The 23563-nt window shown below is 58.3% G+C and carries 18 protein-coding genes; 8 read left to right on the top strand and 10 right to left on the bottom strand.

Annotated elements, in window-relative coordinates; genetic code table 11:
* From RRU01S_RS11380 to RRU01S_RS11370, 3 genes are all read left to right on the top strand, one after another.
* Positions 1-1476, top strand: a complete 1476-nt coding sequence (locus RRU01S_RS11380; RefSeq protein WP_045230405.1) for a YcjX family GTP-binding protein — start codon at positions 1-3, stop codon at positions 1474-1476.
* Positions 1473-2546: a YcjF family protein gene (locus RRU01S_RS11375; protein ID WP_045230404.1), complete on the top strand. Its 1074-nt coding sequence runs from the start codon at positions 1473-1475 to the stop codon at positions 2544-2546. The genes RRU01S_RS11380 and RRU01S_RS11375 overlap by 4 nt, the downstream gene beginning before the upstream one ends.
* Positions 2547-2676: 130 nt before the next feature.
* The gene (locus tag RRU01S_RS11370) at positions 2677-3231 is read left to right on the top strand and encodes a hypothetical protein (protein WP_045230403.1); all 555 of its coding nucleotides are present in this window, start codon (positions 2677-2679) and stop codon (positions 3229-3231) included.
* Positions 3232-3245: 14 nt separating this feature from the next.
* Here RRU01S_RS11370 and folK read toward each other — a convergent pair whose 3' ends face one another.
* From folK to folP, 3 genes are read right to left on the bottom strand one after another with little or no spacing between them, the layout of a single operon-like run.
* Positions 3246-3761 (bottom strand): 2-amino-4-hydroxy-6-hydroxymethyldihydropteridine diphosphokinase, encoded by a 516-nt coding sequence (gene folK, locus RRU01S_RS11365; protein ID WP_045230611.1) that lies wholly within the window; start codon positions 3759-3761, stop codon positions 3246-3248.
* Positions 3762-3765: 4 nt separating this feature from the next.
* Positions 3766-4131 carry a dihydroneopterin aldolase gene (folB, locus tag RRU01S_RS11360; protein WP_045230402.1) on the bottom strand — a complete coding sequence of 122 codons (366 nt, stop codon included), beginning with the start codon at positions 4129-4131 and terminating at the stop codon, positions 3766-3768.
* Positions 4128-4994, bottom strand: a complete 867-nt coding sequence (gene folP, locus RRU01S_RS11355) for a dihydropteroate synthase (RefSeq protein WP_045230401.1) — start codon at positions 4992-4994, stop codon at positions 4128-4130. The genes folB and folP overlap by 4 nt, the downstream gene beginning before the upstream one ends.
* Before the next feature lie 206 nt (positions 4995-5200).
* Between folP and RRU01S_RS11350 the strand changes: the two genes are divergently transcribed.
* Entirely contained in the window at positions 5201-5824 is a 624-nt protein-coding gene (locus tag RRU01S_RS11350; RefSeq protein WP_045230400.1) for a DUF922 domain-containing Zn-dependent protease, read from the top strand.
* Positions 5825-6146: 322 nt separating this feature from the next.
* Here the strand turns inward: RRU01S_RS11350 and RRU01S_RS11345 are convergent, their stop codons facing one another.
* Both RRU01S_RS11345 and RRU01S_RS11340 read right to left on the bottom strand, forming a co-directional pair.
* Positions 6147-6467: a 2Fe-2S iron-sulfur cluster-binding protein gene (locus tag RRU01S_RS11345; RefSeq protein ID WP_045230399.1), complete on the bottom strand. Its 321-nt coding sequence runs from the start codon at positions 6465-6467 to the stop codon at positions 6147-6149.
* Between the two features lie 196 nt (positions 6468-6663).
* A complete protein-coding gene (locus tag RRU01S_RS11340; protein ID WP_045230398.1) occupies positions 6664-7032 on the bottom strand; it encodes an Hpt domain-containing protein in 369 nt (122 codons plus the stop codon).
* 480 nt (positions 7033-7512) lie between these two features.
* On the opposite strand from RRU01S_RS11340, the gene RRU01S_RS11335 reads away from it, so the two are divergent.
* Together RRU01S_RS11335 and RRU01S_RS11330 are read left to right on the top strand one after the other, a co-directional pair.
* Positions 7513-14205 carry an apolipoprotein A-IV repeat region-like domain-containing protein gene (locus RRU01S_RS11335; protein ID WP_045230397.1) on the top strand — a complete coding sequence of 2231 codons (6693 nt, stop codon included), beginning with the start codon at positions 7513-7515 and terminating at the stop codon, positions 14203-14205.
* A 176-nt stretch (positions 14206-14381) separates the two neighbouring features.
* On the top strand, positions 14382-14819 hold the full coding sequence (locus tag RRU01S_RS11330) for a PACE efflux transporter (protein WP_045230396.1): 438 nt from the start codon (positions 14382-14384) through the stop codon (positions 14817-14819).
* Between the two features lie 64 nt (positions 14820-14883).
* Here the strand turns inward: RRU01S_RS11330 and RRU01S_RS11325 are convergent, their stop codons facing one another.
* From RRU01S_RS11325 to RRU01S_RS11310, 4 genes are read right to left on the bottom strand one after another with little or no spacing between them, the layout of a single operon-like run.
* Complete coding sequence (locus RRU01S_RS11325; RefSeq protein WP_045230395.1) at positions 14884-15489, bottom strand: ABC-type transport auxiliary lipoprotein family protein; 606 nt, start codon at positions 15487-15489, stop codon at positions 14884-14886.
* A 28-nt stretch (positions 15490-15517) separates the two neighbouring features.
* Complete coding sequence (locus RRU01S_RS11320; RefSeq protein ID WP_045230394.1) at positions 15518-16888, bottom strand: MlaD family protein; 1371 nt, start codon at positions 16886-16888, stop codon at positions 15518-15520.
* Between the two features lie 2 nt (positions 16889-16890).
* Positions 16891-17712, bottom strand: a complete 822-nt coding sequence (locus RRU01S_RS11315) for an ABC transporter ATP-binding protein (RefSeq protein ID WP_234791105.1) — start codon at positions 17710-17712, stop codon at positions 16891-16893.
* A 24-nt stretch (positions 17713-17736) separates the two neighbouring features.
* The gene (locus RRU01S_RS11310) at positions 17737-18897 is read right to left on the bottom strand and encodes an ABC transporter permease (protein WP_045230392.1); all 1161 of its coding nucleotides are present in this window, start codon (positions 18895-18897) and stop codon (positions 17737-17739) included.
* Between the two features lie 143 nt (positions 18898-19040).
* Between RRU01S_RS11310 and dgcA the strand changes: the two genes are divergently transcribed.
* Positions 19041-20024: an N-acetyl-D-Glu racemase DgcA gene (dgcA, locus tag RRU01S_RS11305; protein ID WP_045230391.1), complete on the top strand. Its 984-nt coding sequence runs from the start codon at positions 19041-19043 to the stop codon at positions 20022-20024.
* A gap of 15 nt (positions 20025-20039) precedes the next feature.
* On the opposite strand, the gene RRU01S_RS11300 is transcribed toward dgcA, so the two are convergent.
* A complete protein-coding gene (locus RRU01S_RS11300) occupies positions 20040-20870 on the bottom strand; it encodes a UDP-2,3-diacylglucosamine diphosphatase (RefSeq protein ID WP_045230390.1) in 831 nt (276 codons plus the stop codon).
* 216 nt (positions 20871-21086) lie between these two features.
* Here RRU01S_RS11300 and RRU01S_RS11295 point away from each other — a divergent pair, with 216 nt between their 5' ends.
* Positions 21087-23402 carry an NADP-dependent malic enzyme gene (locus tag RRU01S_RS11295; RefSeq protein ID WP_045230389.1) on the top strand — a complete coding sequence of 772 codons (2316 nt, stop codon included), beginning with the start codon at positions 21087-21089 and terminating at the stop codon, positions 23400-23402.
* Positions 23403-23563 lie beyond the last annotated feature (161 nt).

Raw genomic sequence — 23563 nt, 5'->3', positions numbered from 1 at the left:
TTGCCGCCATCCTTTACCTCCGTCACCGATAGCGCGCTGATTGCGATCGACAATCTGGCAGACCGCGCAAGCGCACTGACCAATCCGACCTTGCGGCTGGGCGTGACGGGGCTTTCGCGTGCGGGCAAGACGGTTTTCATCTCGTCGCTCGTTCACAACCTTCTGAATGGTGGCCGCCTGCCGCTGTTTGAAGCCATTCGCTCCGGGCGCGTCTCGAACGTGCAGCTCGAACCACAGCCGGACGATGCTATTCCGCGCTTTCAGTATGAAGATCATATTCAGGCGCTGGTGCGGGACCGTATCTGGCCGGATTCCACTCGCGCGATCTCCGAGCTGCGCATCACGCTTGACTATCAAAGCGCGAGTGGCTGGGGTCGCTGGTTCTCATCGGGAAAACTCGCCATCGATATCGTCGATTACCCCGGCGAATGGCTGCTGGACCTGCCGTTGCTGAACCAGGACTACAAGACGTTCAGCGACGCCACCGTGGCGCTGGCTGGTGGCGGCGTGCGCGCCGATCTTGCCCGCGACTGGCTGGAGATCGCCCATTCGCTCGACATCAACGCGCCTGCCGATGAAATGACGGCGCGCAGACTGGCGGAAAGCTTTGCTGCCTATCTTCGCGTTTGCAAGTCGGATGAGCGCTCGCTCTCGACGCTACCGCCCGGACGCTTTCTGATGCCGGGTGATCTCGAAGGGTCGCCTGCCCTCACCTTTTCTCCGCTTCCCGGCCTCACAGATGAGAAAGCGCCGAAAGGCTCTTTGCGCGCCATGATGGAACGTCGCTACGAGGCGTACAAATCCATCGTGGTCAAACCCTTCTTCCGCGAGCATTTTGCTCGGCTGGATCGTCAGATCGTGCTGATAGACGCGCTACAGGCCGTCAATCGCGGACCGGAAGCGGTGCAGGACCTTGAGAGAGCTTTGGGTGACGTGCTCGCCTGCTTCCGGCCCGGCAAGAACAGCCTGTTATCATCATTGATTGGCCGACGCATCGACAAGGTTTTGGTCGCCGCAACAAAGGCCGACCATCTTCATCACGAAAGCCACGACCGGCTGGAAAACCTGACACGCCGTCTGGTGGACCGCGCGATCACCACGATCGGCATGAGTGGTGCGGGCATCGAAGTCATGGCCTTGGCGTCGGTTCGCGCCACCAAGGAGGCGAGCGTTCGTCAGGACGGCCAATCGTTGCCCGTGATTGTGGGAACACCCATGTCAGGCGAAAAGATCAACGGCGAGGTTTTCGATGGCAATCGCACCACAGCCATTTTCCCCGGCGATCTGCCCGAAGACCCTGAACCGATGTTCCGCGTGCTTGATGTCGAAGGTGAAGCGGCCAGCTTGCCGGATGTGAATGTCGTGCGCTTCCGCCCACCCAAGCTAGAGGAAAGCACCGGCGGCATCAAACTTTCCGTTCCGCACATCAGGCTCGATCGCGCCATGCAGTTCCTGTTCGGAGATAAACTCGCATGAAAGACGACGCCACCCCGACAAGTCGCAGACCCGCCGCCTTCACGCTCGAAAGCGAACCTGCAGCAGACCGAGCCGCAGAACCGAAACGCGCACCGCGCAGCTTCGATGCTGACATCTCCATGACACCGGATGAGGAAGACCCGTTCATCGGTCCAGAAGAAATTGACGCTGCGGCCCTTCCCATTGCAACGCCCCGCAAGCACCGTTTCTCCTTCGGCAAGCTGGCGATCGGGGCCTTTGGCGTGCTTCTCTCGCTTGCTTTCGGAGTGTGGGCCGACCAGCTGATACGCGATCTGTTTTCGCGGTCCGATTGGCTGGGCTACACCGCAAGTGCAGCACTTGTCATCGCCATCTTCGCCGTCCTTGTTCTGGTTGGGCGCGAGGCGATGGGCATCATGCGGCTCAATGCCGTTCAGTCGCTGAAACTGGATGCGGAAAAAGCGGCACTCGAAAAAAAGCCGTCAGCCGCCCGCGCTGTTATTGTCAGGCTGAACGCCATCCTGTCTCACCGCGCTGAAACCGCCAGAGGCCGCGCGGCGCTGAAGGACACTGAAAACGATGTAATCGATGGTCCTCACCTCATCGACCTTGCCGAACGCGAGCTGTTGAGCCCGCTTGACCGGCAGGCGCGTGCTCTCATATTGAACTCGTCCAAGCGCGTCTCCGTGGTGACGGCGGTCAGCCCGCGCGCTGTGGTCGATCTCGCCTATGTGCTGTTCGAGGTCACAAGGCTGGTGCGCACGATGGCAGAGCTTTATGGCGGCCGTCCTGGCACGCTCGGCATGTTGCGGCTGCTGCGCGATGTCATCGCCCATCTGGCCGTCACAGGCTCGATCGCGGTGGGCGACGGCATTGCGCAACAGGTGCTTGGCCATGGCCTCGCCTCGCGGCTTTCGGCGCGATTGGGCGAAGGCGTGATCAACGGCTTGATGACAGCCCGAATCGGCATCGCCGCCATGGATCTGTGCCGCCCCTTGCCTTTCAAGGCACTGAAACGTCCGGGCATCGGTGACTTCGTATCCGATCTCACACCTGATTTAAGAGGTGCCAAAACCATCGAAAAGCCCTGATCTGCAAGGCTTCGCTGCCCCGAAAGGTTACGATGCCAGCGGCTAATTGCGTGGAATTAAACCAAGCATTAACCATTCGCGACATAAATTGATACTCACACACAGCGGCCAATTCGCCAGGGAAAGTATCATGTATTCGCGCTTCTTTTCGCTACTGGGCGGACTTGCCGCCGTAATGACCGTCAGTGGCGGACTTGCCGTCTCAGACGTCCAGGCCGCTTCACGTGATGACGTGTTCTTCGGCTCCGTTGCCGGCGCCTGGTCTGGCCCCGGCGAAATCGTTGCGGGCAAATACAAAGGCACCAAGTTCACCTGCGACCTGACCGGCGAGCCGATTGGCGACAAAGAAACCGGCATCAAGCTAGGTGGCACATGCCGCGTTGGCGTCTTCAAGCAACCCATGTCCGCTGTCATTGCCAAGAAGGGCAACAGCTACGAAGGCAAGTTCTTGGACGGCTCAGAAGGCAAAGGACTTGATATCGTTTCGGGCCAGGTCAGCGGCGACAAGGTCGTTGTCGGCATCAACCGCGCCAAGCTGAATGGTGCCATGGTTGCCCGCGTGACCAACAACACATCCATGAACATCACGATTTCCGTCAAGGTCGCAGACCAGATGGTCCCGGTGATCGGACTGACACTGGCCCGCAACATCGATCAGATGCCGGTCGGATCGATCAAACCATAATCCGACACATCAACTCAGACTGACGAAAACGGGAGTGCCCACCACTCCCGTTTTTTGTTTGCGCGTTTGATGCCGGTCGTATCCGCATCGTCAAGCCAGTCAGCAATCGTTCGGTCTTTAACCACCAAGTCCGGTGCGATATCGGACAGAGGTATCAAAACGAATGCCCGCTCAGTCATGCGCGGATGCGGAATCTCGACGCGTTCGGTGACGATGTCGGCATCGCCATAGGTCAGCACGTCGATGTCGATGGTGCGCGGTCCCCAACGTTCGTCGCGAACGCGCTTCATTCCCCGCTCGATGTCGAGGCAGAGGTCCAGAAGCGCCTCCGGTTCCAGCGAGGTCTCGACAAGGGCACAACAGTTGAAGAAGTCGGCCTGATCCGTATTGCCCCAAGGCGGCGTGCTGTAAAGCTGCGACACGGCTACCAAGCGGCAATGGTCATGGCGCGAAATGGCGTCGAGCGCCTGCGCCATCGCAGCGGGCGGATCGCCGAGATTACCACCCAGGCCCAGTGCTGCCAAAGTCATGCCATCACCCATGCTGCTCTATGCTGACCTGCGCATAATCGAGAATGCCGGGAACGGGTGCTGATGGCTTGCGTACCGTGATTTTTACGCGCACGATCTGCGGATAACGGCTGCGCAACGCCGTGGCGATGTCGTTCGCCAGGGCTTCGATGAGGTACCGCCTCTGGCCAGCCACGATCTTCTCGATCACGGCAAAAGCAACGCCATAATCGACCGTGTTTTGGATGTCGTCGGTCTCGAGTGCGTTTCCGGCCTCGACCTCCATCTCCGCATCCACGAAGAAGCGCTGACCCAGCGTTTCCTCCTGCTCCAGCAAACCGTGGCGGGCGAAAAACGAACAGTTCTTCAAAAGTATCGTATAAAGGCTCAATATCGCCCCTCCCCGTTTTGTTTTTTATGCGCCAGAATGGCGTCTGCTATTGTGAGGGCGTCACGCGTCATCGCTACATTGTGTACACGGAAAACATGAGCGCCCGCTAGGCGAAGAATGGCAGTGGTTGCCGCCGTGCCGACATCTCTCTCTTCCGCGTCATCACGTTCCGTCAGAGCACCGATAAAGCGCTTGCGCGACGTGCCCGCCAGAATAGGCAGACCGAAAGCGGCAAGCTCATCGAAACGCGACATGAGCGCGACGTTTTCAGTGGTGTCCTTGGCAAAACCAAAACCTGGGTCGAGCATAATCGCGTTGCGGGAAATGCCGGCCTTGGCCGCGATGTCGAGCGAGTGGTTGAGAAACGCGAACTGGTCGGCGATAACGTCGGGCAGTGTCTGCCGCTCTCGCCCCGTATGCATGATGCAGACGCCCGCACCCGTGCTGGCCACCGCGCCCGCCATCTTCTCATCTTTTTGCAGACCGAAGACATCGTTGACGATGTGAGCGCCCGCCTCCACGGCCAGCTTTGCCGTTTCCGCTCGATAGGTATCGATCGAAATCAAAACATCGGTTTCTTTCGCCAAACACTCGATGACCGGAAGAACACGGTCCTGCTCTTGCTGCGCCGTCACGGGCTCCGCACCAGGCCGCGTCGATTCTCCACCGATATCGATGATATGGGCACCATCCCTTACGCAGGCCAGCGCGTGAGACACGGCTCGTTCTTCGCCTAGGTATCGACCACCGTCTGAAAACGAATCCGGTGTCGCATTGACGATAGCCATAATAAGGCCATCCCCATCAAGTTTCAGGGAGCGCCCATGTGCGACTTGCCACACATTGTCACTGGCTGTTATCACGGAACGTAACGCCTTTCGGGAACAACGGAGTGCCCACCATTCATATCGCCTTCACTCCGCCTACAGCATTGCCGTTGAAATCCAAATCGAATTTCGGCAATCGCAATGCATAGGCTCGACGCGTTGGAGCGTGGTCCCTCCACCCCGCATCACGCTGGCCGCTCTATGCCGCAATCATCCGTCAAGTTCAACCGGAAGGCCGGGCAATGAAGCACCACTACCGCGCAGTTTGCGCCCTCCTCTCTCTAACCCTGCTACTGACGCTTCCGCAATCCGCAGATGCGGAAGCGGTGATGACCAAATCCTTCTCCTATTTCAGTATTGGCGGCAAGACGGCAGAGGATTTGGATCATGAGCTTTCTCACCGAGGGCCGATGACAAAGGCGACAGGCGCGCGTCACCCGGGTGCCACGGAAATCAAGTTCGGTGGCGAAATCACCTATGTCGAAAAAGACCGAAAATGCGGCGTCGGCACGGTAGAGGTAAAACTCCACACGAAAATTCTGTTGCCGCGCTGGACAAATCGACGTCGCACGACAGCCGATCTGGCTCTCATCTGGGACACGTTATCAGCTGATATCAAACGACACGAGGAGCGGCATGCGGAAATCGCTCGCAATTATGCCCGCACCCTCGACAAACGGTTACAATCGCTTCGCCCGCAAGATAGTTGTGAGGAGATGCAGGCACTTGTCACGAAAACAACGCAGGAGGTCATGAATGCGCATGACAAAGACCAGATGCGTTTCGACGTGGTCGAGTCGAAAAATTTCGATGCACGGATGAGCCGCCTGCTCACCCACAGGCTCCAGCAGAAGTCATCAAGATAGAACGATATAGGCGAATATTATTTTAAATTCGGCATTTGGTTGCATTTATTAAAGCTTTAACGCAACCAGAAATCCGTGAATCTCAATACGCAGCCGGATAATGATCGTTGAGTTCTTGGCGTAGCTTAAGGCTCGCCCGTGATGTATTCAATTTCCAGTAGAATTTTTTATCATATCAATCCGGACAGACTGGTTCTCCCGGCGCGTCTTGAACCTTGGACATTCCTCCCCGACCAAGGTGACGCTCCCACCTCGCCTCGCTATCCCGCGAAACGGACAGCGAGGTTTTTTGTGGCTGGAAAGATCAGCAAACGCGGTTCGATCAGCCTTGGCGTTCCGGCACATGCACGACGAGCCCATCCAGCGCATCCGTCATTTTGATCTGACAGGACAGCCGCGATGTCGGGCGCACGTCGAACGCAAAATCCAGCATGTCCTCTTCCATAGGCTCCGGCGGGCCGACGCGCTCACTCCAGGCGTCATCGACATAGATATGACAGGTGGCGCAGGCGCAGGCGCCGCCACATTCGGCATCGATGCCGGGTACGGAATTGCGCACGGCGTTTTCCATGACGGTGGAGCCATTGCTCACATCGAACTCTTGCTGCGTGCCGTCGAAGGCAACGATGGTCAGTTTGGTCATGTCGGAAATCCAGAAATGATGGTTTGAGATGTGAAGACGTCGGATCTCTTAATGCCACCCGCTTGGTTTTCTCTGAGCGACGCAGATGACTTTAGCAGATCCGACCACAGACAAATAGAAAGGCCGGGTCCGCTTGGCAACCCGTTATACGGATGCAGGCGAAACCGGCCTTGTGACTATGCCCTGAAAACAGAGATCAGCGGCAGAGCTTGAGAATGAAGTTTTCGGCTTCGATCACCGAAGCGGCAACCTTTGCCAAAGCGGCACTATCGCGGCTGCCATTTTCGACTGCCTCTGCGGTCGCCGATACTTTGAAGGCGCCGACGGCGTCCGCTGAGCCCTTCAGGCGATGCGCGATCATCTTCATCTGGTTATCGTTGGCGGTGGCAAGTTCATGCAGCAAGGTGCGGGCGTTGCGAGTGAACAGCTGCAGGATTTCGATCTCCAGCTCCTTATCGCCCATGGTCTGACGCGCCAGATGGACAAAGTCGATTGGCTTGCTGCCGACCGGGGCCGCACCGAACGAATTGTCGGGTGCTTCGAATGCGATACTCACCGCTGCCATTTTGTAGATTTCCTCATTTGGGTACAGCTTCTTGTTTTGAAGCAGATATGTCCTGCTTTAAATCAGGTTAGGGCTGCGATGAGCTTAAATTGGGGCACAACGAGAGTGGAAATCTTCCGCTATGGTTAATTTATGTTAAACTTATACGAAACAAGGCGTTCCACCTGCTACCGAGGTTTAAAAACTGTTAACAAACCGCCACTTGGCACAGACTGGGGCGTCGCTTTAATTGTTTCAAAGCCACAAATGTGTCAGTACGGTACTGCGTGCCGCATGACTTTCGTTCAAGTTTTGTAAATCCGGCATGTGGATGTAATCTTGCCTGACAGCTGGGCGACCGGCTCTCAGGACTTTAGTAAGAAACGAGGCACTATATACCGGCAGGTATCGTGTCTTGAGGCATGGTGGCGGATATTCGTAAGCGGCGGCGAGCGGATGAACGGCATGAGGCCGGGCGTATATGTAACGAGGCGTAACCGCATGGCGAATAATAAGATCAGCGACTCGATCGACGAGACTGCGTTTCAGGCATTGGAAGATGCCTTGCAGCTCGGCGCGTACGAAACCCAGCCGGAGCCTCGGAAACGAACCACTCCCAAGTCTGCGGAGGCCAAAGTGTCAGAAAAGACCAGAGTGCCAGATCAATCCAGAGCCCGTCCGGCCGAGCCGCAGCAACAACAACGCCCTGCCCCCGAACAAGCCCCACGATCGCCCTCTCTCGAAGCTGCCAATGACGGTTCCAAGCGCAGCCCCGCCATGATCCTGAAATCGCTGGACGCCGGCTCGATTACGGCTGCCCTTCGCAACGCCAGCATCGTCTCGGCTCTATGGGCCATCGCTGGCGTCGGTCTCGCCAATGTCATCTATGGCGACCTGATCTGGAACGTCTCGTCGCTCGCACAGCTTTTCGCCATTCCAGGAGTCATGGCCATCATCATCGGCATCATCGTGCCGATCATGCTGTTCTTTGCCTTCGCCATCATGATGGCGCGCGCCCGCGATCTGCGCAACGCTGCCCGTTCCATGGCGGAAGTGGCGCTGCGCCTTTCCGAGCCGGAAACCATTGCATCCGACCGCATCATGTCGGTCGGCCAGGCCGTGCGTCGTGAAGTTTCGGCGATGAATGACGGCATCGAGCGCACGATTGCCCGCGCGACCGAGCTTGAAACACTCGTGCATTCCGAAGTGAACGCACTCGAGCGCAGCTATGCCGACAACGAGTTGCGTGTCCGCAGCCTCGTTCACGAACTGAGCGCAGAACGCGACGCCATCATCAATCATGCCGAGCGCATCCGCTCGTCCATCATCGGTGCGCAAGATCAGATCAAGGAAGAACTGTCGATCGTCGGTGAAGAACTGTCGATGCGCCTTGCCACCAGCGGCGAGGCTTTTGCGTCGATGATCGATACCCGTTCGGCGACCTTGCTCGAGAAATCGCGAATTTCGACGGAAGCCATGGGCACGCTGATTGCCGCTAAGACAGACAATCTGCTTCAGGCATTGAACACATCTGGCGCCACGATTTCCAACGAGTTCGATCTGCGCCTGCATGATTTGAGCACCACGCTGGATGAACGCGGCCGCCTCTTGCTCGAACAGTTCGCGACCCAGGCCTCCACGGTCAGCAGCGGTACGGAAAACCTGAACAAGGTTCTCGAAGACCGCACGCGCCTGCTCAACGACATCCTGACCAAGCGCACCCAAGAGATTTCCCAGAATATCGACCGCGGCCAGCAGGTCATCGGCGGCTCGCTCGATAACGTTCTCGATCAGTTGACGACAACGCTGGAAGAAAAAGGCCTCTCCTTCCGTCAGAACCTGCAAAGCAGTGCAGATGATGCGATCATGGATTTGGATTTGCGTTCGGGCCTCTTCGAAGAAAAGCTTCAGACCACCGTCGGCCTCGTCAACTCTGCATTCGACGAGCGCGTTGCCGAATTCACCAGCGCCTTCGACCAGCGCGCCGGCAGCCTCGACAGCAAGCTGATGGAAAGCCTCGCACGGATCAACGAGACCGTTTCCGGTGGTACCGATACCATCGACAGCACGTTGAATTCCGGCATTGAGCGTTTGAGCACCGCCCTCACCGACCAGTCCTTTGCCTTGGCGACGACACTGGGTACCGGCCAGGAAATGCTGGAAAGCTCGCTCGAAAGCCACACCCGCGAGCTTAGCGACGCCATTGGCGCCCGCACAACGGAAATCACCAGCGCGTTCAGCACCACACACGAAAAGATCGATGCCGTTCTGGCGGAACGCAGCACAGCTTTGGTCAGCGCCCTCTCCGACAGCCAGAACCGTTTCGACGATGCGCTGGCAAGCCGCACTGAGGCCATAACCGGCTCCGTTTCCGGTACAGCCCAGCACCTCGCAGCCCTTCTCGATGAACGCGCAGCCGCCATCAACAGCATCGTTGCCGATGTCGAGCGTCGCCTGGCCGAAACACTCGACAGCCGCGCAGCCGCAATTACCGGCGCAGTCTCCGGTGTCGAAGACCGTCTGGCTGATACGCTCGACAGCCGCACCGCTGCGATCCATAACGCCGTTGCGGGCGTCGAAGACCGTATCGCCAACACCCTCGATAGCCGTACCTCAGCTCTTAGCAGCGTTGTATCGGGCGTGGAAGAGCGCATCGCTGACGCACTCGACAGCCGTACCATGGCTTTGGACATGGCCTTCTCGACAGCCGAAGAGCGCCTATCTGAAACACTCGATAGCCGCACCAGCGCGCTGACCAGTGCTGTTTCCGGTGCCGAAGAACGCATTGCCGATACGCTCGACAGCCGTACCATGGCCATCGACATGGCCTTTTCAGGCGCGGAAGAGCGCATTGCGGAAACCCTGGATACCCGCACAGCAGCCCTTAACACCGTGGTCTCCGGCGTCGAAAGCCGCATTTCGGACACGCTGCTCAACGGCACGACAGCTCTCACCAATGCCGTCAGCGGTGTTGAAGACCGTATTGCCGAAACGCTTGACAGCCGAACAGCCGCACTCAACAGCGTCGTTTCCGGTGTCGAAGAACGTATCGCCGATACGCTTGACAGCCGCACAATGGCTATCGATATGGCGTTTTCGACTGCCGAAGAGCGTCTTGCGGAAACCCTGGACAACCGCACAAGCGCGCTTTCCAACGTCGTCTCCGGCGTCGAAGAACGCATTGCTGATACGCTCGACAGCCGCACCATGGCCATCGATATGGCATTCTCGGGTGCAGAAGAGCGGATCGCTGAAACGCTTGACACCCGCACGGCAGCACTCAACACGGTGGTGTCTGGCGTCGAAGGCCGGATCTCGGATACGCTTCTCAATGGCACGACCGCGCTGACCAGCGCCGTTGCCGGTGTTGAGACCCGCATTGCCGACACACTCGATAGCCGCACCATGGCCATCGACATGGCATTTTCAGGTGCCGAAGAGCGGATCGCAGAAACACTCGATAGCCGCACGGCTGCGCTCAACACGGTCGTTTCCGGCGTCGAAAACCGCATTGCGGAAACGCTCGACAGCAGAACAGCTGCCCTCAACAATGTCGTCTCCGGCGTTGAAGAACGTATTGCCGATACGCTCGATAGCCGCACCATGGCCATCGATATGGCGTTCTCAGGCGCGCAGGAGCGTCTGGAAGAAACACTCGATACCCGTACAAATGCGCTCACCAGCGCTGTTTCCGGCGTCGAAGGTCGCATCTCCGATACGCTCGATAGCCGTACAGCAGCCCTTGCCAATGTCGTATCGGGTGTCGAAGACCGTATTGCCGATGCCATGGACAGCCGCTCGCTCGCCATCGACATGGCGATCTCTGGAGCAGAAGAGCGCATCACGGAAACGCTCGACAGCCGCACGGCGACCCTTACGCAATCCGTGGCGGGTGCCGAACATCGCTTGGCCTCCACTGCTTCCACCATCGAAGAAGCACTCGCGGTCGGACACCTGCGCCTCGACACTATGCTCGGCGTTCAGGCCGATGCGATCACGCGAACCGTGGAGCGCAACGGCATCCTGATTGAAGAGACCGTCAACACGGCCGCCAATCGCATCGAGACAGCCATCGAAGGTGGTGCTGGCAGGTTCTCCAACACCATGGAAAGCGGCGTCTCGCGCCTCGAAAACAATCTGGTGTCCTCGCACGAACAGCTGCGCTCTACTCTGGATCAGAATCATTCGGCACTCGCCGAAACCCTGGGTTCGGCACAAGAGCGTATGAGCGATCTTCTGTCCGAGCAGGCTATGTCGTTGGGCACCACGATTGCATCCAGCACCAGCATGCTGGAAATGTCGCTGGAAAACCAGCAGGAGGCGCTTCAGCGCACCATTGATACCAGCGGTGCCACGCTCGAAGAGCGCCTCAGAAACAGCGCCGGTGTCGTGGCCGACAAGATTGGCGACGCCGCTCGCGAAATCGGCAGTGCTGCCGACGCTTTGTCGTCGCGCGTCGAACAGTCGGTCAGCACCGTTTCCACGCGTCTCGATGAGACCGGTGCGCGGCTGGAAACCAACATCGACAGCCTGCAAAATCGCATCCAGACGAATCTCGGCAATGTGAACACCTCCATCGAAGAGGCCAGCCGCAAGATTTCCGACACGCTGGACGGTAAAACGGCTGATTTCGTGCGCACCAGCGACGACGCCACGCAGCGCATTGCCGGTGTGCTGGATACTGGCACGGCTCGTATCGATGAGCGTCTCGGCACCATGGACCGCGCCTTGACCATCGGTCTTGATAACGTCAACCGCACAATCGAAGGCAAGGCCTCTGGTCTCGCCGTCAGCCTGCGTGATGCCGTGGTCAATGCAACGCAAAGCATGGACAGCGAAGCGCTGCGCTCCACTGAGCTTCTGGCCAAAACGGGCGCAGAATTTACCGAGCAGGTCAGAGCCCGTAACGACGAATTTACCCGTGCTATCGAACAGCGCTCGGATGAAATCGTCGGTCGCATCTCAGATGCGCAGGGCCGCCTTTCAGGCCAGGCTGCCGCCGTCGCACAGACCTTCTCGGAGGCTGGAAACGCGATCGTCAACAAGGTCGCGGAAGCCGAGGCCGTCGTGCGTTCGCAGGTCGGCGCGATCTCCGAAACGCTGTCCAACGCCGAAAGCGCATTGGACGCCCGCGGCGAATCCATCCGCACCACGCTCGATACCCGCACCCGCGAACTCAACTCCATGCTGGCCAGCCGCTCTGCCGAACTGTCCCGCCTCATCGAAGAAAAAGCCAAGCCTATCGTCAACGATTACGCGACGGTCGGCCAGAACGCGGCAGAAAAAATCGTCACCGCCGCACAGCAGAGCGCAAGCCTGCTGGCCGAAAGCAACAGCGGCATGGCGCAGCTTGTCGAGCAGGCCATCGATGATTACGCCAAGGCGGGTAACGACGCTGCCGAAAAGCTGGTTGCGGCGACCCGCAAGAGCACGACGATGCTGACCGAAACGCACTCCGGCATGGCTGATGTCGTGACCGGCGCGGTCGATGACCTCAACGTTGCCGTCGTTCGCGCATCGCAGGAACTGAAGGCCGCCGATCAGTCTCTCAACACGGCAACGTCGAGCTTCTCGGAATCGGCATCCCGTGCTTCGGACATGCTGTCCAGCTCCAGCCGCCTACTCGAAGGCAAGATCGACCGCCTGACCAACATCTCGGGCCAGACCTTGTCTCAGGTCGCGGGCATTGTCGGTCGCTTTGAAGAACACTCTACCGTTCTGTCGCAAGCGTCCGAATTGCTCAACGCCGCACAGACGAGCCTTGTCGGGACATTGGAAGAGCGCCAGGAAGCCCTGCGCACGCTTTCGGTCGGTCTATTGACCCGCTCGGAAGAAATCGAATCCTCCATGCGGGGCGTGATGGGCATGGTCGAACAGACCTTTGCCGATGTCGAACAGCGCTCATCCAACGTCGCGGGCAAGCTGCGCGACAACCTTGGTTCATCTTTCAACGAGATCGGCCGCTCGCTCGACGAGACAGAGAAGCGCGCTGAAACCGCAGCACAGAACATGCGCGGCGCGCTGCTCTCTGCCGGCGAGGATGCAAGCCGCTCCATCGAAGGAACGATGGCCGAAGCACAGAAATACTCCGACGCGCTGGTCAACCGCCTTCGCGGCGGCGTCGCGACGTCGCTTGCCGATGTGGACAAGCTGCTTGGCAACGCGACCGATAAGTCGAATGCAGCAGCAGCCGTGCTGCGCGAGACCTTGCGTGAAGCGGTCGAAGAGGCCGTGACCCGCTTTGCCGGTGCGACCGACGAAATCCGCCGCTCCAGCGCCGATATTCGCAAGGAACTGGATTCGACGCGAGCAGAACTGAAGCGCGGCGCATTCGACCTGCCGGAAGAAGCCAAGGAAAGTGCCGCTGCCATGCGCCGCGCCGTTTCCGAGCAGATCAAGGCCTTGCAGGACATCTCGCAGCTCGTCGGTCGCTCGACCCAGCAGCTGGAAATTTCAGAGCCTGCAGCCCGCGCCATCGCAGCAACAAAGGCTGCGCCGGTGGCGGCGCCCGCACCTGCCCCCGTTCAACCGCAGCCACCGCGCGTGGAAGCCCGCGAACAGTCAGCTGCGGCCATCGCACCTGCGCCCGTAGCGCCCCGCCCGATCCAGCAGCAGCCAACACAGTCGGCTCCGATCATCCGCAACACCGCACCAGCGGAAACGAGAAACGCTCCACCGCAGGCGGGTCTCGCAGCACCTGTACAGCGCCGCGAAGAAGGCGGCGGCTGGATCAGCGATCTCCTTCGCGGTGCCTCGCGTGACGGCCAGGAAACGACGACACAGTCTGCTCCTGCGCCACGCCAACAGCAGGAACCGCAGACACGCGCCAGCGACACCCGCAACCCGCGTCACGTCGTGGAATCGCTGAACTCGCTCTCCGTCGATATCGCCCGCGCCATCGATCACGATGCGTCGGTCGAATTGTGGGGCCGCTACCAGCGTGGCGAACGCGACGTGTTTACACGCCGCCTCTATACGCTGAAGGGTCAGCAGACATTTGACGAGATCAAGCGCAAGTACGAACGCGAAACGGAATTCCGTACCGCCGTCGATCGCTACATCTCCGATTTTGAAAAACTGCTGGCAGATGTCGCAAGAACGGACCGCGACCGCACGGTTACGCAATCGTACCTCACCTCTGACACTGGCAAGGTCTACACGATGCTTGCCCATGCGGCCGGACGCTTCAGCTAAGCACTGACGTGTCGGCACCAGATCAAGCCCTTCCGGTCCAACCGGGAGGGCTTTTTTTAGGGTGGAGCAACAGACTTGAAGAAAACCGGCACAGGATTTATATGGAGCGAGCGAGGACGACCTCGGCCATTGGGGCAACAGCATACGGGACGGCCCGGACTTTCTGGAGAATCCCCATGCGAACGATCGGTGATCGTATCCGTCACGCCCTCAGCTTTGAAATCATCGGCCTTGCTCTGATCATACCGCTTGGATCTGTCGTCTTCGGCATGCCGGCTGAGGATATCGGTGTCGTCGGCGTGGTCAGCGCAACCATCGCCACGGCGTGGAATTACCTCTACAATCTAGGCTTCGATCACGTCATGCAGCGCAAGCTGGGCACGACGCAAAAGACAGTGGCCATCCGCGTCGCGCATGCCGTGCTGTTCGAACTCGGCCTGCTGCTGGTCCTGATGCCCTTCATCGCGTGGTATCTCGACATCAGCATCATGCACGCGCTCGTCATGGACGTGTCCTTCGCGCTCTTCTACGTGGTCTACGCCTTCGTCTTCAACTGGTGCTACGACAGGCTGTTTCCCTTGCCAGAATGGCAGACCGAGAACGCGGCGAAATAACCCGGAAACAAAAACGCCGCGCATCGTCAGATACGCGGCGTTTGGGTTTTCAATAGGCCGTTACTTAGAGCGAGCGCAGCGTCCAGCTGACAATTTCGCGCGACGACAACGCGAATGCGCTGTCGAGAGCTTTCACGAGATTTGCGCTGCCTGAACCATTGACGCGTGCACTGGAGCGAAACACCTCCTGCGCTCTGACGGTGCCGTTCTTGTCGTTCAGCAACTTCACGGAAATCTCGATGGTAGCGAGGTTCTTCGTCGTATCGACTTCAAAGGCACGGATATCGGTCACGACCTGGTAGTCGATCGCGAGACCCTGCCCCGGACGGCCAACGCCACCAAGCTTGCCAGTATCTTCGAAAGCTTCCACCAGCTTGGACTGCACCATGCGCGGCAGGCGGTCGCTCCACTGCGAATTGGCCAGATACTGAACTTCCGAGCCCGACAGGCGCACAACGATGTTTTCGCTGTCCAGCGCCTTCAGGGCCGTCGGTTCGGCAATCAGCAACTGGCGAGAGCGCAGCGATGCGCCCTGCGTCACCGGTGTCGAGGAGACCGAAAGATCGAACGTGTCGTTCTTGGCACTGCCGCAACCGGCCAGCAACCCGGCAAGCAACGGCATCACGACGACAACTTTGGTCCGGCCGGGAATATTACCCTGCCAATGCATCAACGAAACTTTCAAATTCCTACCCCCGTCAACGCCTTGTTCGGCCATCATATTGTTTCACGTTCTCGCCACCAAAGATCAGGCGCTGCGGATCGCGATCGAAATTCGTGATCGTGTTGTTCAGATTGTCCACCGTCTGGCGTGTGCTGCCAATCAGTGCCTGGAAGTCCTTCAAGCCAGAGCTGGAGAACCGTGCCAGATTGTCTGCGATAGGACCAACGCGCATGTTGATATTGTCAGCGACAGCCTTGAACGATGCCAATGTCTCACGTGCCTTGGAGAAGAGCGAATTGGCGTCGTCGGTTCCCAGCAAACCATCGACTTTCGCCAAAATTCCATCCACGCGGCTGGACGCGGCATTCAGCTTGCGAGACATATCGGTGAAGTCGGCAATCGCCTGATCAATGTCAGGACGACGCGTGCCGACATCGTCAGCAATCTGGCGGAAGGTGGAGATGGCCTGACGGACATCGGCCGTCGCCGCTGAAACGTCTTCCACGGCGTTGCCGACCTTTGCTGCATCAACCGATGCCAACAGTGTATCGGCACGCTTCACGACAACCTGAACCTCGGAACTCGCCTGTTCGAAGTTGCGCGAGGTCCGCTGAACCGTTTCCATCACGTCCTGAATGCCACCTGAGGCAGACGCAACATCGGACGTGACCTTGTCGACATTGCTCAGGATCGAATCGATCTTCTGCGAATCCACGGACTTCACCAGATCCTCGACTGCCGTCAGCGTGCTGTCGAGACGAACCGAAACCGACTGAACCGTCGTGGAGAGCGAGCTCAGGCTTTCGAGGAAGTTCTCGATGCCATCGGAATTTGCCGCAAGAGCAGTGGAGAATTTCTCGGCGTTGCGCACCGTCTGTGTCAAAGGTCCGCGCGCATCCTGCACGAAGCCCTGCAGCTCACCGATGGCGCCATCAGCGCGTTTCAAAATCTTATCGGCCGTTGCCAGAAGGTTGGTCACGCTCGAAAGGTCGGCGGTCAATTCTGCCGGCACACCGGTGTCGAAGGACTTTTGCAAAATCCTTTCTTCATTGTTACGGCCACCGGAAAGCTCGATATAGGCAGCACCCGTCAGGCCCTGAATTTCAAGAACAGCGCGGGTGGACGGAAACACCGGCGCATCGGCCTGCACCTCCGTGAACGCAATCGAATAGGCCGGATCATCACGGTCGATAGACAGACCGCGCACGGTGCCCACGGGAATACCGTTGAACCGTACCGGCGAACCGACGGACAGGCCGTTGGCAGAGCCTGGAATACGGATCGTCAATTGGGCGGTTGGTCCGCCGCGTCCGAATTCCGCCATCCAATACACGAAGCCAAAGGCGGCTGCGATGATGATCAGCGTGAAAATTCCGACGATGGTGTAATTTGCCTTTGTTTCCATGGCTATCCGTCACTCCCCGGAATGTGTTGCGTGCCATCGGGAAGAACGACGGCGCGTGCCCGCTTTCCGCGGAAATAGGATTGAACCCAAGGATCGTCGCTCGCGAACATTTCCTCGAGTGTGCCTTCGACGGCGACTTTCTTGTCGCCGAGAACGGCTATGCGGTCACAGACCGAAAACAGGCTGTCGAGGTCGTGCGTCACCATATAGACGGTTAAGCCCAACGAATCGCGCAGCCGCGCAATCAGCATATCGAATTCAGCAGCACCGATCGGGTCAAGCCCGGATGTTGGCTCATCCAGAAAAACGAGATCGGGATCGAGCGACAAGGCGCGGGCCAGTGCTGCGCGCTTGATCATGCCACCTGAGAGTTCGGACGGATACTTGTCCGCGGCGTCGGCTGCCAAGCCCACCATCTCGATTTTCAACGCAGCGAGTTCATCCATCAACTGCTGCGGCAAATCCAGATATTCGCGCATCGGAAGCTGGATGTTTTCCTTGACGGTCAGGCCGGAAAACAGCGCGCCCTGCTGGAACAGCACGCCTAGACGTGTATCCAGCCCCATGCGCTCTTCTTCCGTCGCCTTGTCGTAATCCGTCCCGAGAATCTTGATGGTTCCACCCTGGCGGGGCAGCAAACGCAGAACCGCGCGCATCAGCACGGACTTACCGGCACCCGAAGGGCCGATGAAGCCGAGGATTTCGCCTCTGTAAACGTCGAGATCGAGATTATCGAGAACGACCTTATCCCCGAACGCAACTGTCACACCTTCCACCGAGAGAATGACTTCCCGGTCTTTCTTCTTGTTTTCGTCTGTCTTCACTGCGTGGTCCTGCACAGCCTCTCCTTAAAAATCGATGGCTGCATAGAAGATAGCGAAGACGCCATCGACCAGGATCACGACGAAAATGGACTTTACCACGGACGATGTCACGTGCTGACCCAGCGATTCTGCACTGCCGCCAACCTTCATGCCTTCGACGGCAGCAACAATGCCGATGATGAGCGCCATGAACGGTGCCTTTATCATGCCCGATGCGATGGTGGACGCTTCCACCGCCGAATGCAGACGCGATACGAAGACCTCGAATGTGATGCCAGAATACAGAAGCGAGACCACGGCCGCACCGAACAGCGCCGCAAAGTTGGCAATGATGGTCAAAAGCGGCAGCGCAATCGTCAGCGCCACGAGGCGCGGAAACACCAGCACGCCCACCGGGTTCAACCCGATGACCTTCAATGCATCGATTTCCTCGCGCATTTTCATGGAGCCGATTTCGGCGGTGATCGCGCTTCCCGAACGACCGGCAATCATGATTGCGGTCAAAAGCACGCCGATTTCACGCAATTGCAGGATGCCGACGAGGTCGACCACGAAAACTTCGGCGCCGAAATACCGCAGCTGGAACGCGCCCTGCTGGGCAATGATCGCGCCGATCAGGAATGACATCAGCAGAATGATGGGAACGGCGCGAACGCCCATATGGTCGATCTGGTTGACGATGGCCGCCGGCGAAACGCCGCGCCCTCGCCCCAGCTTCATCTGCGCGCCGCGAACGGCAGAGCCCAGAATATACATGCCCGCCAGAAAATCGGCGCCCGCCTGCAAGACGTTTTTGCCGATCGGGTCGAATATGCGCTCGACGATGCCTTTTTTATTCGTGTCCTTTGGCGGCAGCGGCGCCTCATCCGGCAAAGCGGTGATGATGCCTTCGACCCGCTCATTGCCTTCAAATGCGACCTGCGTACCAGCCTGCTCCAGCCGATAGCTCATGCGGCGCAAAATCCATGCGCCTGTCGTATCGATGTCATCAACATCTGAAAGGTCAACCGTAACAGGGCTGCCTTTTCCGGACTTCTCGATTTTTTCGATATCGGCCAGCACGGGATGAATGTTGGCGTTACGCCAGGAGCCACTCAGAACATAGCGCGCATTGCCACCCTCAGCGTTGTCATCGGCTGAGATTGATGCAGGTTGCGCCTGTTGTTTTGTCTGAAGTTCTTGCATCTTGCTCCAAGCGAATGCAGCTTCTTAAAGATTCTGTAACGATTCATATCGACTGCCGGATCAGCAAGCCACTGCCCTGCGGATGAAAACAGGTGATTTTTCGTCTGTTTACAGGTTTATTCGTCACCTCTAAGGCAATTTTCATGCGTCGTTACATTGAAGCCACAGCCGAAACATTCCCTGTTGCTGGCAGTTTCACCATATCACGCGGCAGCCGCACCGAAATTCACGTGGTTCGCTGCACGATTGGTGACGGCGAGGTCAAAGGCATTGGCGAATGCGTTCCTTACGCTCGCTATGGCGAGACCATCGAGGGCGTCATGGCGGATATTCGTGCACTGGCAGACGCCGTGGCGGACGGTCTGGACCGAGTGACACTTCAGGACATCATGAAACCAGGCGCGGCACGCAATGCAGTGGACTGTGCCTTGTGGGATATTGAGGCCAAGCTTTCGGGCAAAAGCGTCGCCGCATCGATCCTGACGAAGCCACCACAGCCAATCGTAACCGCCTATACGATTTCACTCGGCGACGCGGACAGCATGGCGGCAAAAGCCGCTGAAAACGCCCACCGCCCTCTGTTGAAAATCAAAACCGGCACGGTCGATGATGAAGCCCGCCTTCGTGCAGTGCGCGCCGCAGCACCTGGCGCACAGATCATCATCGATGCCAACGAGGGATGGACCGAAGAGAATGTCGAGCATCATTTCGCTCTCGCCGCCGAACTGAAGATCGCACTGATCGAGCAACCACTTCCTGCCGGCAAAGACCACATCCTCTCGCGCATTGCCCGGCCCGTTCCGATCTGTGCGGATGAAAGCGTGCATCTGACGACGGATTTGGCCTCTCTGCGCGACCGTTACGACGCCATCAACATCAAGCTCGACAAGACGGGCGGGCTGACAGAAGCCCTACTCATGAAGCGCGAGGCGGATCGGCTTGGTTATACGGTCATGGTCGGCTGCATGCTCGGCACATCGCTTGGCATGGCACCGGCCGTCCTGCTGGCGCAGGATACGGCCTTTGCCGATCTGGACGGCCCGCTACTGCTGGCGCGGGATCATGTTCCAGGGCTGATCTATGATGGATCGCTCGTTCACCCCCCAGAGCCGCAACTCTGGGGCTGAACAAAACGCCTGCTTTCAAGCCGCGTATTTGCCGATGAGCTTGGGGAATGCGATAGGCTCCAACTCGCCAACGCTATGTTCTTCGGTTTGATCATCGGACTTCATCCAGGTGATCAGTTCGAATGTTCCATCCATCGTCTCGGCAACCGCCGTGCAGCTTTCCACCCAGTCACCGGTATTGATGTAACGGATACCGTCAATATCTTCCATCACCGCGTGGTGAATGTGCCCGCAGATAACGCCGTCGACATTATTGCGGCGCGCTTCATCCGCCACCACGCGCTGGAACTCGCCAATGAAGTTGACGGCATGCTTCACCTGAAGCTTCGCCCAGGCCGAGAACGACCAGTAAGGAAGCCCGATCCGGCGACGAACGGCGGCCAGAAGCACATTGATGGCAATGGCCGCATCATATGCCCAGTCACCCAGATAGGCGAGCAGGCGGGCGTTGCGGACGACCACGTCGAATTCGTCACCGTGAATGACCAGATATTTCTTGCCGTCGGCAGCTTCGTGGATCATCCGCTCGGCCACTTCGATACCGCCAAAGTGCGTGCCGGGAAATTCGCGAAGGAATTCGTCGTGGTTACCGGGAATGTAGACGATGCGCGTTCCCTTTCGGGCCTTTCGCAGCAGCTTCTGGACCACGTCGTTGCAGCCCTGCGGCCAGTACCAGTTGCGGCGAAGACGCCAGCCGTCGATGATATCACCGACGAGAATGATCGTCTCGGCTTCATGGTATCGCAGGAAATCCAACAGGAAATCCGTCTTGGCGGCTTTGGAGCCAAGATGCACATCGGAAATGAATAATGTTCTGAACTGTCTGGTTTCGCTTTGCCCGGCCATGGAACTCTTCCCCCTGTACTCGGCAATCTTCATCACTGGAAAAACAGACTCGTGTTTCAGCAAGATGACAAAGGGGCAATTCAGCACGCGAAACTCTCTTTTGAGCACAAGCGAAAGTACCGACTTTGCTTTTATCAGGTAAAATAAACGGCTGTACGCACAAGCTGATTGTTGTATGCAAAGGCCTCGAAGAAACTTGAAATAAGCGGTGACAGAATGAGTTCTCAGGAAACGGGCAACACGAAAACCACCAACGCCAATGCGGATCTGGAAGAACAGGCGCTTTTCTATCACCGCTACCCGCGCCCCGGAAAACTGGAAATCCAAGCCTCCAAACCGCTGGGTAACCAGCGCGATCTGGCGCTTGCCTATTCGCCCGGCGTTGCCGCTCCCTGCCTTGCCATTCATGAAAACCCAGAAATGGCTGCCGAATATACCGCGCGCGCCAATCTGGTCGCCGTCATTTCCAATGGCACGGCTGTTCTCGGCCTAGGCAATATCGGCCCTCTCGCTTCCAAGCCCGTGATGGAAGGCAAAGCGGTTCTCTTCAAGAAATTTGCTGGCATCGACGTGTTCGACATCGAAATCGACGCTCCCGGCATCAACGACATGGTCTCGACCATTTCGGCATTGGAGCCCACCTTCGGCGGCATCAACCTCGAAGACATCAAGGCCCCGGAATGTTTCGAAGTGGAGCGCCAGCTTCGCGAGAAAATGAACATCCCCGTGTTCCACGATGACCAGCACGGCACTGCCATCATTGTCGCCGCAGCCGTCACCAACGCGCTGGAGTTGGCCGGCAAGACGATTGGCGAGGTCAAGATCGTGGCATCGGGTGCGGGTGCTGCGGCCCTTGCCTGCCTCAACCTGCTGGTCGTACTCGGTGCAAAGCGTGAAAACATCTGGGTTCACGACATCGAAGGCCTCGTCTACGAAGGTCGCAACACGCTGATGGACGAGTGGAAAGAAGTCTATGCACAAAAGACCGATAAGCGGGTTCTGAGCGAGAGCATCGATGGTGCCGACGTGTTCCTCGGCCTGTCCGCCGCCGGTGTCTTGAAGCCGGAGCTTCTGGCTCGCATGGCACCAAAGCCGCTCATTCTGGCACTGGCCAACCCTAACCCGGAAATCATGCCTGAACTGGCGCGCACAGCCCGCCCGGATGCGATGATCTGCACCGGTCGCTCGGACTTTCCGAACCAGGTCAACAACGTTCTGTGCTTCCCCTACATCTTCCGCGGCGCGCTTGATTGCGGTGCGACCACCATCAACGAAGAAATGAAGATGGCCGCCGTCCACGCGATTGCGGAACTGGCACGCGAAGAAGTCTCGGAAGTCGCGGCGAAAGCCTATAGCGACGAGACTCCCATTTTCGGCCCGAACTACCTCATCCCCTCGCCGTTCGATCCACGTCTCATCCTGCGCATCGCACCTGCCGTTGCGCGTGCGGCCGCCGCAAGCGGCGTAGCTGCGCGCCCCATTACCGATTTCGACGCCTATCTCGATCAGCTGAACCGATTCGTCTGGCGTTCGGGCTTCATCATGAAGCCGATCTTCAATCTGGCGAAAACGGCAGAAAAGAAACGCATCATCTTTGCCGAAGGCGAAGACGAACGCGTGCTACGCGCAGCCCAGGTTCTGCTGGAAGAAGGCACCGGCGTTCCCATCCTCATCGGTCGCCCGCAGATCATCGAGACCCGTCTGAAGCGTTTCGGCCTTCGCATTCGCCCCAATACCGACTTTGCCGTCGTGAACCCCGAAGACGATCCGCGCTACCGCGAATATGTCGACGACTACTTTGCAGTCGTCGGTCGCGCCGGCATCAACCCGGAAGCAGCACGCACAATCGTGCGCACCAACAGCACCGTCATCGGCGCGCTCTCGGTCAAGCGCGGCGAGGCCGATGCGCTGATCTGCGGTCTGGAAGGACGCTTCGACCGCCATCTGCGCGACGTCAATCAAATCATAGGCAAGAGCCAGGGCGCCCACACTTTTGGCGGTCTCAGCCTGCTGATTACCCAGCAGGGCGCGATTTTCCTGACGGATACTTTCGTCAATTACGAGCCCACCTCAGAAGATATCGCGGAACTGGCAATCCTCGCCTCCAAGGAAATCAAGCGCTTTGGCATCACGCCGAAGATAGCCCTGGTCAGCCATTCCAACTTCGGCTCGCGCGATTCGGAAAGTGCCCGCAAGATGCGTCGTGCGCTTCAGTTGGTGCGCAGTACAGCGCCGGAACTTGAAATCGACGGCGAAATGCAGGGCGGATCGGCGCTATCGGAAATCCTGCGCAAGAGAGCCATGCCCAACAGCGCGCTGTCGGGCGAAGCAAACCTGCTGGTCTTCCCGAACCTCGATTCGGCCAACATCACGCTCGGCGTCGTGCGCACCATGACGGAAGGCCTGCATGTCGGCCCGATCCTTCTAGGTTCCGCCCTGCCCGTTCACATCCTGTCACCGACGGTGACATCGCGTGGTGTGGTCAACATGGCAGCCCTTGCGACTGTTCAGGCCTCACACCCTTCGGTGTAAGTCCGGGTTAACGCAATTTTGAACTGGCTGTTGCCGCTTTGCGGCACGGCCCTATGTTATCCTGAATGCATATTCGTCGTCCGCATTCCGCTGACGACGATCAACAGGGTATGGCACGCAGGATTGCGGGCCGGAAACGGACAGACAATTGATCCCGCGCC

The organism is Agrobacterium rubi TR3 = NBRC 13261, from assembly GCF_000739935.1.
Lineage (GTDB): Bacteria > Pseudomonadota > Alphaproteobacteria > Rhizobiales > Rhizobiaceae > Agrobacterium > Agrobacterium rubi.
Note: the sequence above shows the minus strand (reverse complement) of the source record. Positions and strands in the feature narration are given on the sequence as shown.